The 13,628-nt window shown below is 65.3% G+C and carries 14 protein-coding genes; 6 read left to right on the top strand and 8 right to left on the bottom strand.

Annotated features, from left to right (window positions below):
• Window positions 1–94: 94 nt before the first annotated feature.
• The 4 genes from F6X59_RS20140 (at window position 95) to F6X59_RS20125 (ending at window position 4,330) form a co-directional block, all read left to right on the top strand.
• Window positions 95–1,033 carry a LysR family transcriptional regulator gene (locus F6X59_RS20140; protein ID WP_152957780.1) on the top strand — a complete coding sequence of 313 codons (939 nt, stop codon included), beginning with the start codon at window positions 95–97 and terminating at the stop codon, window positions 1,031–1,033.
• A gap of 181 nt (window positions 1,034–1,214) precedes the next feature.
• Window positions 1,215–2,372: a S9 family peptidase gene (locus F6X59_RS20135; protein ID WP_152957779.1), complete on the top strand. Its 1,158-nt coding sequence runs from the start codon at window positions 1,215–1,217 to the stop codon at window positions 2,370–2,372.
• 168 nt (window positions 2,373–2,540) lie between these two features.
• A complete protein-coding gene (locus tag F6X59_RS20130) occupies window positions 2,541–3,884 on the top strand; it encodes an amidohydrolase family protein (protein ID WP_152957778.1) in 1,344 nt (447 codons plus the stop codon).
• Between the two features lie 2 nt (window positions 3,885–3,886).
• Window positions 3,887–4,330 carry a heme-binding protein gene (locus tag F6X59_RS20125; RefSeq protein WP_152957777.1) on the top strand — a complete coding sequence of 148 codons (444 nt, stop codon included), beginning with the start codon at window positions 3,887–3,889 and terminating at the stop codon, window positions 4,328–4,330.
• On the opposite strand, the gene F6X59_RS20120 is transcribed toward F6X59_RS20125, so the two are convergent.
• From F6X59_RS20120 to F6X59_RS20095, 6 genes are all read right to left on the bottom strand, one after another.
• The gene (locus F6X59_RS20120) at window positions 4,321–5,250 is read right to left on the bottom strand and encodes a LysR family transcriptional regulator (RefSeq protein WP_152957776.1); all 930 of its coding nucleotides are present in this window, start codon (window positions 5,248–5,250) and stop codon (window positions 4,321–4,323) included. The genes F6X59_RS20125 and F6X59_RS20120 overlap by 10 nt on opposite strands.
• Window positions 5,251–5,343: 93 nt before the next feature.
• Window positions 5,344–6,585: a cytosine deaminase gene (gene codA / locus F6X59_RS20115; RefSeq protein ID WP_152957775.1), complete on the bottom strand. Its 1,242-nt coding sequence runs from the start codon at window positions 6,583–6,585 to the stop codon at window positions 5,344–5,346.
• Window positions 6,586–6,589: 4 nt separating this feature from the next.
• Window positions 6,590–7,807 (bottom strand): PucR family transcriptional regulator, encoded by a 1,218-nt coding sequence (locus F6X59_RS20110; protein WP_372240460.1) that lies wholly within the window; start codon window positions 7,805–7,807, stop codon window positions 6,590–6,592.
• Window positions 7,804–9,069 (bottom strand): cytosine permease, encoded by a 1,266-nt coding sequence (gene codB / locus F6X59_RS20105; RefSeq protein WP_152957774.1) that lies wholly within the window; start codon window positions 9,067–9,069, stop codon window positions 7,804–7,806. The genes F6X59_RS20110 and codB overlap by 4 nt, the downstream gene beginning before the upstream one ends.
• Before the next feature lie 246 nt (window positions 9,070–9,315).
• Window positions 9,316–10,212, bottom strand: a complete 897-nt coding sequence (locus F6X59_RS20100) for a DUF2950 domain-containing protein (protein WP_152957773.1) — start codon at window positions 10,210–10,212, stop codon at window positions 9,316–9,318.
• A complete protein-coding gene (locus tag F6X59_RS20095; protein WP_152957772.1) occupies window positions 10,209–11,684 on the bottom strand; it encodes a DUF3300 domain-containing protein in 1,476 nt (491 codons plus the stop codon). Before F6X59_RS20095 ends, F6X59_RS20100 begins: the two co-directional genes overlap by 4 nt.
• Before the next feature lie 238 nt (window positions 11,685–11,922).
• On the opposite strand from F6X59_RS20095, the gene F6X59_RS20090 reads away from it, so the two are divergent.
• On the top strand, window positions 11,923–12,180 hold the full coding sequence (locus tag F6X59_RS20090; RefSeq protein ID WP_152957771.1) for a hypothetical protein: 258 nt from the start codon (window positions 11,923–11,925) through the stop codon (window positions 12,178–12,180).
• Between the two features lie 8 nt (window positions 12,181–12,188).
• Here the strand turns inward: F6X59_RS20090 and F6X59_RS20085 are convergent, their stop codons facing one another.
• Window positions 12,189–12,830: a VIT1/CCC1 transporter family protein gene (locus tag F6X59_RS20085; protein ID WP_152957770.1), complete on the bottom strand. Its 642-nt coding sequence runs from the start codon at window positions 12,828–12,830 to the stop codon at window positions 12,189–12,191.
• Window positions 12,831–12,903: 73 nt separating this feature from the next.
• On the bottom strand, window positions 12,904–13,068 hold the full coding sequence (locus F6X59_RS20080; protein ID WP_178120118.1) for a hypothetical protein: 165 nt from the start codon (window positions 13,066–13,068) through the stop codon (window positions 12,904–12,906).
• A gap of 343 nt (window positions 13,069–13,411) precedes the next feature.
• Between F6X59_RS20080 and F6X59_RS20075 the strand changes: the two genes are divergently transcribed.
• Window positions 13,412–13,628, top strand: a 217-nt coding sequence (locus F6X59_RS20075) for a toxin VasX (RefSeq protein WP_152957769.1), incomplete at its 3' end; no start/stop codon positions are given.

The following is a 13,628-nucleotide window of genomic DNA, read 5'->3' as shown; positions in this document are numbered from 1 at the left end:
CGTTGGCCCGCTAGCAGGGCGCGCAGGTATTGACGTATCGGCAATGCGGCGGGAAGGTATCGCGAAAATAACTACAAGAACCGAGAGCTATCACATGCGCTTTCACCACCTGGATCTGAACCTGCTGGTCGCCCTGGACATCCTGCTCGAAGAGCAGAACATCACCCGCGCCGCCGAACGCCTGCACATGACCCAATCGGCCACCAGCGGCGTGCTTGGCCGTTTGCGCACGTTTTTCGAGGATGAGCTGCTGGTGCAGGTTGGCCGCAAGATGCAGCCCACGCCCTACGCCCTGGAACTGGCCGCGCCGGTGCGCGAAGTGCTGCTGACCATCCGTTCCTCGATCACTGCCAAGCCGGTGTTCGAGCCGGCCAGCAGCAAGCGGCACTTTCGCCTGGTGGCCTCGGACTACCTGATCAGCGTGCTGTTCGCCCAGGTCATCCAGAACATCCACCAGCAAGCGCCGCACATCACCTTCGAAATGATCAGCCCCGGCGACAGCAGCGCCGAGCTGCTGATGCGCGGCGAGGTCGACATGATGATCGTGCCCGAGCGCTACCTCATCGACGGCCACCCGGCACAACTGCTGTTCGAGGAAGACCATGTCTGCGTGGTCTGGCGCGACAACCCCGAGGTCGGCGAGCAGCTGACCCTGGAGCAGTACATGCAGATGGGGCATATCTCGGTGGGCTTTGGCCGCAACCGGCATTTGAGCATCGAAGACTGGTTCATGAGCCAGTACGGCTTCAACCGGCGCCTGGAAGTGATCACCAACGACTTCAACACCCTGCCGCAGTTGCTGGTAGGCACCGCACGGATTGCCACCATGCACCGCCGCCTGGCCGAGCTGTACGCCGGTTACCTGCCCCTGCGCATCCTGCCGCCACCGGTGAAGATCCCGGTGATGCGCGAGTTCATGCTCTGGCACCGCAGCATGGAGGGCGACCCGATGCACCGCTGGCTGCGCGAGCGCATCAGCGACTTCATCCGGCGCGCCGAGCAGCAGCCGGCACCGCTTCGCGCCAGCGCCTGAGCCGCAGCCATCGCCCCGGCCGGCGCCCGCGCGCCGGGGCATCGCGTTTGGCGATACCTCGCATCCCCGATCACGATTGGCCCCGCCCTGCCCTGCCTGCGTACCTTACCTTCGAACCGCGCCTTGCGTGCCTGCCGCAATCGTCGGCGCCGGACTCAACGACCGCAGAAGGACAACAACAATGTTCCGTTACTTCCCCACCAATTACGTCTGGAACCTCTCGGTGGACCTGGCCATCGAGATGGGCGCCCGCATGGGCGAGATCGAGCAAATGTGCGCCCCGTTGCAGGACGCCGCCAGGCAGCCAGACGCCGCAGGTAGCCAAGCCTTCCGGGAAACCTGGGCAACCATGGCCGACAAGCTCTGTGCGCTGGCCGAGGAAGACCAGGCCGCTGGCCGGCGCCTTTCTGCGGGCGAGAAATACAACCGCGCCGCCACCTACTACCTCACCTGCGAACGCCTGCAGGCCCATGGCGCACCGGGGCGCACGGCACTGTACCAGCGCTTTCTGGAGACCTTCGCCCGCGGTATCGACCTGGCCAGGGAAAACTGCGAGCGGGTCGAGATCCCTTATGAGGGCAAGCACCTCTCGGGCTTGCTGGTACGCGCAGAAGGCGTGACTGGCCCGGCGCCACTGCTGGTGCAGGTCAACGGCCTGGATTCGACCAAGGAAATGAAATACCGCGTCGGCCTGCCCGCCTGGCTGGCCAAACGCGGGGTATCGTCGCTGATCATCGACCAGCCTGGCACCGGCGAAGCGCTGCGCCTGCAGGGCCTGACGGCGCGCTACGACAGCGAGCACTGGGCCAGCCGCGTGGTCGACTGGCTGGAGACCCGCGCCGAGGTCGACCCGCGGCGCATCGGTATGGAAGGCGTGTCCCTGGGTGGCTATTACTGCCCGCGCGCGGTGGCTTTCGAACCGCGCTTCGCCTGCGGCGTGGTGTGGGGTGCCAACCACGACTGGCGCGATGTGCAAAAACGTCGCCTGGAGAAGGAAGGCGACTTCCCGGTGCCCCACTACTGGGCGCACGTGCAGTGGGTCTGGGGGGCGAAGGACATCGACGCGTTCATGCGCATCGCCGAGAACGTGCACCTCGACGGCGTGCTCGATCGCATCCGCGTGCCGTTCCTGGTCACCCATGGCGAGAAGGACTCGCAGATCCCGCTCAAATGGGCGCACCGCACTTACGAGCAGCTCGTCAACAGCCCCAAGCGCGAGCTGAAGATCTTCACCGACCGCGAAGGCGGCGTGCAGCATTCCAGCTTCGACAACAGCATCAATGCCGGCCAGTACATCGCCGACTGGGTAGCCGAGACCCTTGGCGGTCATACCGACTGACCTACTGCCCTGTACAAAACGGCGCCTGCGGGCGCCGTTTTTCATTGCGCGCGCGCCGGGGCCAGCTATCGATGGCGTCGATGGCAGGGCATCGACAGCAACTGTTGGTGCCGGGCAATGCCCACGGCCTAGCCTGTCGCAACACAACAAGACGAGGAGGTTTCGTTCATGGCAGCCCTTCACCTGCATTGCTCCACCCTGTTCGATGGCACCGGCCTGCAGGCCCGCCCGTTGCACACGCTGATCATCGAAGGCGGGGTAATCCGCCATGTCGGGCCGACCCGCGAGGCGCCGCCGCCACGGCCTGGCGACCGCGAAGTCAAAGGGCATTTCGTCATGCCCGGGCTGGTGGATGTGCACACCCACCTGGCGTTCGGCAATGCCCAGAGCGAGGAAGACATCGATATCTGGACCAGCGACGAATTCCGCGCCTTGCGCGGGCTGTTCTTCGCCCAGCACGTGCTGGCTGCCGGCGTGACCTCGATGGTCTGCCCCGGCGACAGCGGCCAGCTCAGCATCGCCGTGCGCAACACGGTCAACGCCGGGCTGTTCGAGGGCCCGCGCATCGCCGCCAGCAGCCGCGTGATCACCAACCGGCAGAGCCTCAACGACTGGTTCCCCAGCCGTGTTGGCGCACCGGAATACTTCACCGCCGCGCTGGTCACCAGCCGCAGTGACGCCATCGCGCAGATCCGCAAGCAAGCCAAGGATGGCGTTGACCTGATCAAGATCGCCATGGACGGCACCCACCGGCGCCCCAACGGTGAGATTATCGCCGCCTTCACCGCCGATGAAACCCGCGAAATGGTCGATGAAGCCCACCGCCTCGGCTGTCGCGTCGCGACCCACGCCTACGGCCGCGAAGCCGTGATGTACGCGGCCAAGGCCGGTGTCGACCTGGTGTTCCACGCCTTCTACATGGACGACGCCTGCATCGAGGCGCTGCTCGAAGCCGGCAGCGTGCTGGCACCGACCATGACCTTCCCGCAGAATACCGTGGACTTCTGCCAGCCCCACGACCCCGCCATCAGCACCGGTTACGCCGGCTACTGTGCTCGCACCCTGGAGCTGGGCACGCCAGTGCTCAAGCGCGCCAAGGCTGCCGGCGTACCTTTTGCCTGCGGCAGCGACAGCGGTTTTGCCGTCACACCCTACGGTGAATGGCATGCCCGCGAGTTGGAATTGCTGGTGCGGCGCCTGGGCTTCACGCCGGCCGAAGCGTTGTTCGCCGCAACCAATGTCGGCGCACGCCTGATGCCGCGCGGCGAGACCCTGGGTACCCTGGAGCCGGGCAAACAGGCCGACCTGCTGGTGCTCGACGGCTCGCCGCTGGACGACATCCGCATCCTCCAGGACCGTGATCGCCTGCAGGCCGTGTACAAGGCCGGCGAGCCGGTGCGGCTGCAACGCACCGCCTACAACCCCAAGCAAGTGTCGGACTTCAACTCGCTGAAGTGGACCGACCTCTATACCCGTGACCGCGTTGCCGAACTCGGCAAATGGAGCCTGTGAACATGCCCGCCCTCGATTGCGAACTGGCCGTGCAACTGGCCCTCGCCACCCTTCACCACGCCCGGGCGTTGGGCATGCAGCCTGTGGCGGCTGCGGTGCTCGACCACGCCGGCCATCCGCTGGCGGTGCTGCGCGACCAGCAGGCCAGCTTCCTGCGCACGCAGATTGCCACCGGCAAGGCCCGCGGTTGCCTGGGCATGGGTTTCGGCGGCCGCGAACTGGCCCGCCGTGCCCAGGCGATGCCGGTATTCTTCGCTGCCATCAACAGCCTCACCGCGGGCGAAGTGATCCCGATGCCGGGGGGGATTCTCCTGCGAGATGCCGAAGGCCGTGTACTGGGCGCGATCGGGGTCAGTGGCGACACATCGGACAACGACGAGCGCTGCGCCTTGCTGGCCATCGAAACGCTCGGGCTGATCGGCGATACCGGCGACCTTCAACCCTGATCCAGCGCTTGGGCCTGCTCCGCCAGCAGCTGGCGAAGCCAGGCCAGGGCCGGGTCGGCGGCCTGCTGCGGGTGCCATTGCAGCACCTGCGAAGCCAAAGGAAAGGCAACGGGCGACGGCAACACCTGCAACGGGTAACGTCGCGCCAGCGCTTCGGCCTGGCGGCGGAACAGGGTGGCGATGCGCGGCGTGCCAACGACGAATTCCGCCATCAGGGCGAAGCTCTGCACGGCCACCTCGACCCGCCGTTCGATACCGGTTTCGCGCAGGTGCTGGGTGTCCAGCGAGAGGTTCTGGCCATCGGTGAACTCGCGCACCACGTGCCCTGCGCAACAATAGTCGGCCAGGTTCAGGCCTTGATGGTAGGCGGGCTCGCGGGCGCAGACGATGCAGCACAGTTCATCCTTGAGCAGCAACGCGTGGGGGTAGCGCGGGTTGATGCGCGCCTGCGGCACGATCACCAGGTCGCTGCGGCGGTAGTCGAGGGCCTCGGCGACCACATCACCGTCGCGTGGCAACGGCAGGTCGCGCACCACCAGCGCTGCGCCGGGCGCCAGGCGCGCCAGGTTACGGCTGAGGGCCGGGACCAGGGTCGCGGCCACATAGTCCGATGCCACCAGTACGAAACGGCGCTCGCAACGGGCCGGGTCGAAGCCGGTCGTGGTCTCGACCAGTTCGCCAGCCAGGCTCAGTACCTCACGCACTTTGGGCGCCAGTTGCCGCGCCAGGGCGCTGGGCTCCAGCCCCCGCCCAAGCGGAACCAGCAACGGGTCCTGAAAGTGCTCGCGCAGGCGCCCCAACGCGGCACTGGTAGCCGACTGGCCAAGGTTGAGGCGCTGCGCGGCCCGGCTGACGCTGCACTCTTCGAGCAGCACATCGAGGGCGACCAGCAGATTGAGATCCAGACGTCGATAGCGCATCAAGGCCTTATACGGCAAAGCCGTCAGGCGCAGGAGGCGTGTTTCACGCTGGCTGGTATCAATTTTCGCGATACTGATCTGCAGCGCGAGCTGTCAGGCAAGCCGTTTGACCTGCGCCGGCGTGCGGCGCATCAGCACCTTGCCGTTGCGCACCGACACCAGCGCATGGCCCTGGCTGCGGACCATTTCGTAGTCATCCGGCGCCGACAGCAGCAGCAGGTTGGCCGGCCGCCCGACCTCGATGCCATAGCGCTCGCCGAGGTTGAGGGTGCGGGCGCTGTTGTCGGTGATCAGGTCCAGGCTGCGTTGCAGGTCCTCAAAGCCGAGCATGTGGCAGATGTGCAGCCCGGCTTCGAGAATGCGCAGGATGTTGCCGTTGCCCAGCGGGTACCACGGGTCGACGATCGAATCCTGGCCGAAGCACACGTTCATCCCGGCGCGGTCGATCTCGGCCACGCGGGTCAGCCCGCGGCGCTTGGGGTAACCGTCGAAGCGGCCTTGCAAGTGGATGCTTTCGGTGGGGCACGACACAAAGTTGATGCCCGACATCTTCAGCAGGCGGAACAGTTTGTAGCAGTAGGCGTTGTCGTAGGAGCCCATGGCCACGGTGTGGCTGGCGGTGACCCGCGCGCCCATGCCGCGCACCCGCGCTTCTTCGGCCAGCACTTCGAGGAAGCGCGACTGCGGGTCGTCGGTTTCATCGCAATGCACGTCCACCAGGCAGCCGCTGCGCTCGGCCAGGTCCATGAGGAACTTGATCGACGACACGCCCTGGTCGCGGGTGTTCTCGAAATGCGGAATGCCGCCGACCACATCGGCGCCCATGGCCACCGCTTCGGTCATCAGTGCCCGGCCATTGGCGTACGACTCGATGCCCTCCTGGGGGAAGGCGACGATCTGCAGGTCGACCAGATGGCGCACCTCTTCGCGCACCTCGACCATGGCCTTGAGCGCGGTGAGCTTGGGGTCGGTGACGTCGACATGGGTGCGCACGTGCTGGATGCCATGGTCCGCCAGCATGCCGATGGTCTTCTTGGCGCGGGTCTTGATGTCGTCGTGGGTGGTGATCTCCTTGCGCTCGGCCCAGCGCTCGATGCCTTCGAACAGGGTGCCGCTCATGTTCCACTTCGGCTCGCCCGCGGTGAGGGTGGCGTCGAGGTGAATGTGCGGCTCGACGAAGGGCGCCACCACCAGGTTCTGTTGGGCGTCCAGGTCATCCGGGCTGGCCAGCGCGGCCACGTCGGCCTGCGGCGTGATGGCGGCGATGCGCTCGCCGTCCAGCTCGATGCGGAACAGGCCGGTCTTGCCACGCAGGCGGGCATTGATGATGTTCATGGCGTTACTCCTTACCTTGGTCTTCGTTCATGCGCCATACCAGCATGGCGACAGAAGCGTTCATGCGGAACAGCGGGTCGTCAAGAGACTGCCCGCTCAGTTGTTCGATGCGTTGAATGCGTTGGTTGATGGTATTGCGGTGCAGGCCAAGGCGCTGGGCGGCCTTGAGCCCGTTGCCGTTTTCCTTGAGCAGGGCGTCGAGGGTGTGCACCAGCACATGCGGCTGCTTGCGTCCGGGGGTGATCAGCGGGCCTAAGGTCTGGGCAACGAAGTCATCGATCAGCGACCGGTCGACGATACCTTGCAGCAGGCGCAGCACACCCAGCTCGCTGAAGTCACAAAAACCGTTGGCCGGGTGCAGGTGTTGCGCCACGTCCAGGGCCTGGCGCGCCTCGCTGAGCGCCTGACGGTAATGGGCGCAATCGCCGGCCAGGCTCGACAGGCCCATGTACAGCGCCAGCTCCCCCACCACCGCGCTCAGTTGCCGGTGCAGTGTAGCCAAGGTCAGCGGCAGGTCGGCGGCATCTTCCAGCAGCAGCACCTGCAGGTCGCCCGGCAACTGTGCGGTGACCGTCCCCGGTCGTACGCGGCACCAGGCTTCGAGCTGGTCTTCCAGGGCCTGGCGGGTAGCCTGCCAGAGGCGCTCGCCCTGGGCCAGGCCATGGTGCTCGAACAACTGCTCGACGTGCAGCAAGCGCAGCGCCACCACGCGACGCGGCTCATCCAGTGCCAGTTCAAGGTGCGCCGCACGCTGGCGGGCAATGGCCAGGCTCGGGTAGTCACCGCTGAGCAACTGGCCGAGGATGTCGTTGCGCGACCGGCGCACCTGGTTCATCTGCACCAGGGCCGTGCCTATCAGGTGGGTAACGATCACCATCTTCAAGGCATAGGGCTGCTCGATCAGTGGCAGGCCCAGTTGCTCGGCACGGGCGATCACCGCTGGCGGGATGGTCTGGATGAAGGTGCCGCCCGTGAGGATCACCAGCCCGGCAATCCCTACAGCCTCGCCGTCCTCGACCAGGCTCAGCAGGTTGGCCTCGCCACGCGGGTGGTTGATGCCGGTGACGAACACCAGTTCGCCGCCCATCACCCACTCGGCGATGCCTTCGTTCTCCGCCACATAGGGCCAGCGCACCCGACGCTGCAGGTTACGCGCGCCGGCACGCACGGCCATCTCCTGCAGGCCCGGCAGGTGCAGGATCTCGTCCAGCGCCAGGCTCACGGCTCGACGCCCGCCTGGCCCAGCGCCCGGCGCCGGCCGCTGAGTTCGAGCATGACCATGTAGCACAGTGCCGAGGCGCCAATGCCCACCAGCGGTGCGACCCAGGGCGAGGCGTAGGCCAGCACCGCACCCAGCGCATAGGCGCCCAGCCCCATGAGGTTGTAGCGCGGCAGCTGCACCGAAGCCAGCGCCGGGTACTGGCCGCGGTGGCGGTACCAGAAGTCCGCCATGATCACCCCGCCCACTGGCGGAATGATCGAACCCAGCAGCACCAGGAACGGGATCAGCATTTCATACATTCCGCCAATCGCCAGCACGATGCCCACCGCCGCCGCCACCAGCGTGGCGGTGCGTCGACGCTCGCTGCGCAGCAGGTGGCAGGCAGCGGCCGAGACGTTGTAGATGGTCGGCCCCTGGATGGTCCAGAGGTTCAGGCAGAGCATCACCACCGCCGCGAACGACAGGCCTTGCAGCATCATCACTTCGACGATGTCGGCCTGCTGGTAGACCATCGCGCACCAGGCCCCGGCCACTACCATCAGGCCATTGCCGAGCAGGAAGGCGACCATGCTGGCCACCACCGCCACCCGCCCGCTGCGCGACAACCGGGTCCAGTTGGTGGCCTGGGTAGCGCCGCTGGCGAAGGTGCCGAAGACCATGGTCACCGCGGCCGAGAAGGTCATGGTTTCATGGGGCACCACCGCCGCCAGGCCGGCAAAGCCGCCGGCATCGGCGGTGGCGATGTACATCGACACCACCAGCAACGCGAACATCAACGGCACCGATACCCGCGACAACAGGTCCAGGCCCTTGAAGCCGATGATCGCGGTGATGCTGAAGCCCAGGCCGAACAGCACCATCAGGGGCACGGTGAACCCACCCGCCAGGCCCAACAGCTTGACCAGCACGATCGCCACGGTCGCGGTGCCCCAGGCGTACCAGCCCAGTTCGGCGAAGCCCAGCAGGAAGTCGGAAAGCCGGCTGCCCGCCTCGCCGAAACAGAAGCGCCCCATCAGCACGGTGTTCAAGCCGCTGCGCGAGGCGATGAAAGCCAGGGCCGCAGCATACAGTGCCAGCAGCGTGTTGCCGATGGCGGCGACCCACAGCATGTCAACAAAGTTGAAGGCCATGCCCAGCTTGCCGCCGGCGAACATGGTGCCGGTGAAGAAGGTGAAGCTGAACAGCACCATGGCAATGGGCAGCAGCCCCTTGCGCGATGAGGATGGGGCTTCGCATAGCGGGAATTCGGTGGGTGAGCTCATGGCACGGTGCTCCGGGTTGTCGTTGCGACTAGGGGAGCAATATGCGGGCCGCTTTTGCCACGCGCGGGAAACGGGAAATTTACAGGCAATCGGCACAATCTTCCATGTTCAACCTGCACACTTTTTTACCTGATTGCCGAATGAAAACTGTGCGACCAGACCTGTCTTGAGGCAGACGCGCACCAAAGCGGAACAGCACCGGGTAGTTTTCACTCAGCCTGCCGTTGGCGGTGCGCGCGCCGGCCGTCATTGGCTGGCGCTGACGTCTACCTCTTTCCAGCTGTCATCCGGGTCGAAGCGTTTCATGGCCTTGGCAACCTTGTCGCCCTGCGGCCCCAGGTCTTTTTCGAACACCTGCCCGTCATGGCTGATCATGAAGCTCATGACGCCGCTATCGTTGTACTTCGCCGGCCAGGCGACCAGGGCAAAGCCGCGGCTCATCTGGTTGCCGATCAGGTAGCTGTAGGCACCACCCGGTGCCGACGGGCCTTGGCCATCGAGGATGCGAAAGTGGTAGCCGTACCAGTCATCACCCACCACGTCCTTGCCGAACAGCGGCCCCAGCGGGCTGATCTCGCCGCCCTCTTCGTCTGCCCAGAACAGGCCGTCATGCTTGCCGGGCGTGCTGAAGATCTGCTGGGCATATTCCAGCGCGCCGTTGCCGTTGCGGTCCTTGGAGGCGTAGTCCATCTGCGCGTCGTGATAGGCGAGCACCGACTGCAATGCGGCCAGTTCGTTTCGGCCAATGCGCCGGGCACGGATTTCGGCGCTGCCGGCCTTGAGGTCGAAGCGCCAGCCGTTGGCAGATTTGGTCAAGGGGATGGGCAAGGTCCAGTGCTCAGGGCCCACGGCGAGGATGGCCTTGTTGTCGCCCTGCTTGTCGATCTGATGCTCGGCCTTGTACTGCTCCAGGAAGGCATCGACGTCACTGCGCTGCACGCCTTCACGCGGGATGTAGGTGCGCCAGTCTTCACCCAGCAACTGGGTCAGGCGCGCTTCGTCGGCGTGCTCGACGCCCAGTGCCTGGACGAACGATTCGACGGCTTTCTCCGGCGTCGGGAAGGCCTCCTGCGCCGTGGCCAGGTTTGTCCAGGCCATGCCCAGGCCGATCAGCAACGCAGCAAGGGTTGTCTTGGTGTTCATCGACGGCCACCTCCACCACCGCGACGCGCCGGGGCGCTGGGCCTGGATACCTGCTGCCCCGCTGCGCGCGAGGCGCTGGGCCGCTGGGCGAACGACTGGCTGGTACGACCGCGGTTGGCCTGCGCCGTGGTACGCGACGGTGAGCGCACGCCGTCGAAGGCATTGTTGCGGGCCCGGCCTGCCGTGTTACTCGGTCGGTTTTGCGCGATCTGACGGCCCTGCCCTTCACCCTGGCGACGTTGGTTGACCTGGTTGCGCGCCTGCTGATTGTCGCGGGTGTTTTCACGCGTGTTGCGCGGCTCTGCGCGGCGATCGGCAGGGCGTGCGTTGTCGTTGGCACCTTGCATGCGATTGCCAACACCGCCTTCGGCGCGGGCCTGGCGTGCGCTGTCGCGGGCTTCGCGGTTGCTGGTAGCCGGGCGCTCGATACCCGCACGGTCCATTGAGCTGCGGGCGCGATCCCGGGCCTGGGCACGCTGGGCATCATCGCCACGGAACGCCGCACGCTGGCTGGCCCCATCAAGCTGGCGGCCGTATTGCTGGCGGCTGCGGTTGTCGCGGTATGGCACGCCATCGCGGTGCGCGGGGTTGTGCTGCCACTTGTTCTGGTTGTTGGTGATGCGGTTGTTGCCGTTGATATTGTTGTAGCGATTGACGTCGATATCGACATCGCCGTTGTTCCAGTCGCAATCGCCCCACACCGAGTCGATGATTGCCACGCCGGCGCCGAACGCCAGCCCGGCCATCAGCGCAGTGCCCGCGTAGTACATCGGCGACGGTGGGTAATACACCGGCGGCGAGGCCGGATAGGCCCAGGTGCCGTAAGTGGTGGTCGGGTTGTAGGTGGGCACGTACACCACCTGCGGGTCGGCAGGCTGGATGATGATGGTGCTGGTCGAGGCGCTGCTGGCCGGCGCGCTCTGCGAACCACCTGAGCTGGCCTGTGCCGGGGCCGCTGCGGGCGCGGCCTGCACGGTGACGTTCTGGTACTGGTTGCTGGTCAGGTTACCGGCCGCCTGGGCCTGATGGCGCAGGCGCTGGACGCCGGCCATCACGTCATCGGGTTGGGCCAGGAAGGCGTCCCCCAGGCGCTGGACCCAGACCGGGTCCTGGCCGAGCACCACCAGCACCTGCGGGAACGCCACCAGCGACTGCACGCTTGGGTCCCAGGTCTGGTTGGCCACCTGCTTGACCGCGTCATCGCCCTGGGCCTTGGGGTTGGCCTTGGACCAGGCCACTGCCTCGGTCACCTCGCCCGGGTAGGTCGACGCCATCAGCACCTGGGCCAGCAGCGGATCGGGATACAGGGCAATCGGCGCGAGCATCTGGTCGAGCTGCTCCGGGTTGAACACCGCCTGCTTGGCTTGCGCAGGCGCCGGGTCGGGCGCCGGTACATCCTCGGCCAGCGCCAGGCTGGCAACACCGTTAAGGCACAACACGACCGACAAGACGCATAACAATGGCATGCGCATCGCATTCCCCATCTGGCCATACCGCGTGAAAAGGGTGAGTTGCAAACCGGGCAGTCGCTGCCGTGCGGTAAGGGTAGCAAAGGCGCCATTTTCGACCACTTTGGTGTATTGGATTTCAACGCACTAATGGCAACTAGGCTTACTGCCTTTAAATCTAAATCGCCTATCGAAACGCAACTGTACTAAACATGCCCTGACCGCTTCGCAGCAACCCACCCACCCAGCAGGAGGCCCGATCATGGCAACTTCAAGAGCCTATCGTTTTTGTCTGGCGGTGCTGTTGTGCGCCACGACGTTGCAGGGTTGGGCGGCCGTTACCGACCGTGCCGAACGGCGCCAGCAAGCACGCGAAGTACGCCAGGAAACCCGCCAGGGTGCGCGCCAGACCAAGCAGGACTGCCGCCACGCCGACCAGCAGAGCAACGCCGGTTGCCGCCAGGACAAACGCCACACCAAACAGCAAGGTCGCGAACGCGCCCGGGACATCAAATACTGACGCCTGACTCAGCCACCGAGGGCGATGATGGCCAGGATCAGCGCCACCCCGATCAGCGACATGATCACTCCTGTGAGCACTCGGCGCCCCCCGGAGTAGCGCGCCAGCAACCAGCCGGCGAGGAACAGCATGATCAGGGCGACCAGGTTCGACACGCGAATGGCGGTGCCGGTGTGGGCAATCAGCAGGAACGGGATAACCAGCGGGAAGGTCGCCAGCACCACCAGCAGAAAGGTCGCCAGTGCCGCCTTGAAATCCTGCAGGCCAAGCCGCGCCGGCATCGGTTGCTGGCCGTTGCGCAGCAGATGGACCCTGAGCAGCTCCAGCCCGTTTTCGTCCACCACTTCGCCGATGCGTGCCGGCAATGCATCGGCAATCAACCGACGCCCCTCCTGCCCTTGTTCATCGGCGAGCAGCCGGGCCCGCAAGGTCCGGCTGTGGGTCCGCTCGGTCCAGGTGCGCAACAGGTAGATCACCGCATCGGCCAAACCCCAGGCCAGGTTGCAGCCAAAGGCCGCGATCAGCATCAGGCGGGCATCTTCCCGGCCGGCCGTGGCCACGCTCAGCGTGCCGGTGAAGGTGGTGGCCATCAACAGGCCGAACATCACTTCGGTAATGCGATCGATGGGTTCCAGTGCACGTCCACTCATACGCTGCCCCTCTGGGTTGCTCTGAACTGACGCAGGCCATGTTTCAAACGAGCAGGCTGCGCATTCCAGTACGTCAGTGTTTGCGCCGGCAATTGATGGGGGTGTCGACCCGCTCTGCCAATTTGCTGGCAAAGTCGTGCGCCGAATCCTGGGTGGGAAAGGTGAAGGTCATGCCACAGGCATGCACCAGCCAGCTTGGCCGTCCTTGTACGCTGGCCTGTTCGATAAGGAAGTTCATGTTGCGCTCCTGCGGGCAGGTGAAGCGCCATGGCAATGCTTTTCCAGCGTAGCGCAACTGGGCAGACCCTCAACTAACTAATCATTATCAAGCGCGTTTTGACATTCACTTTGCATCTACCAGTGGGGCCTCCCTTGCCGGATGAATCAACATGAGGATCGGGTGGCTCTGCAGGGTCATCGAAAGCGGCATGCATCAGCGTGCAGAAGCTGAATCAGCGGTTGCAGCAAAAGGCAAATATCTGGGCGAAAGTTCCTACAATGTTTTAGGAAGCGCTCAGCTCCTCTGAGAATTGATTCCTCGTTAGTGTGCAGGCTTATCTTGATCGAGCCTGAAATCCCTCATGAGCATTTCTCAAGACATTGCCAACGCCGTCGCCGAAGTCGAATTCCTCCTTACCCCGTGCAAAGCCTGCCAGCGCCAGGGCCTGCCCATCCTTCCCCTGCGCCGCGCCGTGGTACCCGATACCCGTCCCGGCAGTGACCCCGTCACGCAAACCCGGATGGGCCTGCGCACCTTGCGCAGCGGCTACCTCTACGTGCTGCTCGACCAGCGTATCT

Origin of the sequence: Pseudomonas sp. MN1F (assembly GCF_009391885.1) — a bacterium.
Classification (GTDB): domain Bacteria; phylum Pseudomonadota; class Gammaproteobacteria; order Pseudomonadales; family Pseudomonadaceae; genus Aquipseudomonas.
This window is presented reverse-complemented; position numbering and strand designations above follow the sequence as displayed.

Coding starts and splice junctions, on each gene's coding strand:
- F6X59_RS20095 (WP_152957772.1), bottom strand. CDS start 11,684: ATGCGCATGCCATTGTTATGCGTCTTGTCGGTCGTGTTGTGCCTTAAC.
- F6X59_RS20125 (WP_152957777.1), top strand. CDS start 3,887: ATGCCCGCCCTCGATTGCGAACTGGCCGTGCAACTGGCCCTCGCCACC.
- F6X59_RS20100 (WP_152957773.1), bottom strand. CDS start 10,212: ATGAACACCAAGACAACCCTTGCTGCGTTGCTGATCGGCCTGGGCATG.
- F6X59_RS20085 (WP_152957770.1), bottom strand. CDS start 12,830: ATGAGTGGACGTGCACTGGAACCCATCGATCGCATTACCGAAGTGATG.
- codB (WP_152957774.1), bottom strand. CDS start 9,069: ATGAGCTCACCCACCGAATTCCCGCTATGCGAAGCCCCATCCTCATCG.
- F6X59_RS20130 (WP_152957778.1), top strand. CDS start 2,541: ATGGCAGCCCTTCACCTGCATTGCTCCACCCTGTTCGATGGCACCGGC.
- F6X59_RS20135 (WP_152957779.1), top strand. CDS start 1,215: ATGTTCCGTTACTTCCCCACCAATTACGTCTGGAACCTCTCGGTGGAC.
- F6X59_RS20120 (WP_152957776.1), bottom strand. CDS start 5,250: ATGCGCTATCGACGTCTGGATCTCAATCTGCTGGTCGCCCTCGATGTG.
- codA (WP_152957775.1), bottom strand. CDS start 6,585: ATGAACATCATCAATGCCCGCCTGCGTGGCAAGACCGGCCTGTTCCGC.
- F6X59_RS20080 (WP_178120118.1), bottom strand. CDS start 13,068: ATGAACTTCCTTATCGAACAGGCCAGCGTACAAGGACGGCCAAGCTGG.
- F6X59_RS20090 (WP_152957771.1), top strand. CDS start 11,923: ATGGCAACTTCAAGAGCCTATCGTTTTTGTCTGGCGGTGCTGTTGTGC.
- F6X59_RS20140 (WP_152957780.1), top strand. CDS start 95: ATGCGCTTTCACCACCTGGATCTGAACCTGCTGGTCGCCCTGGACATC.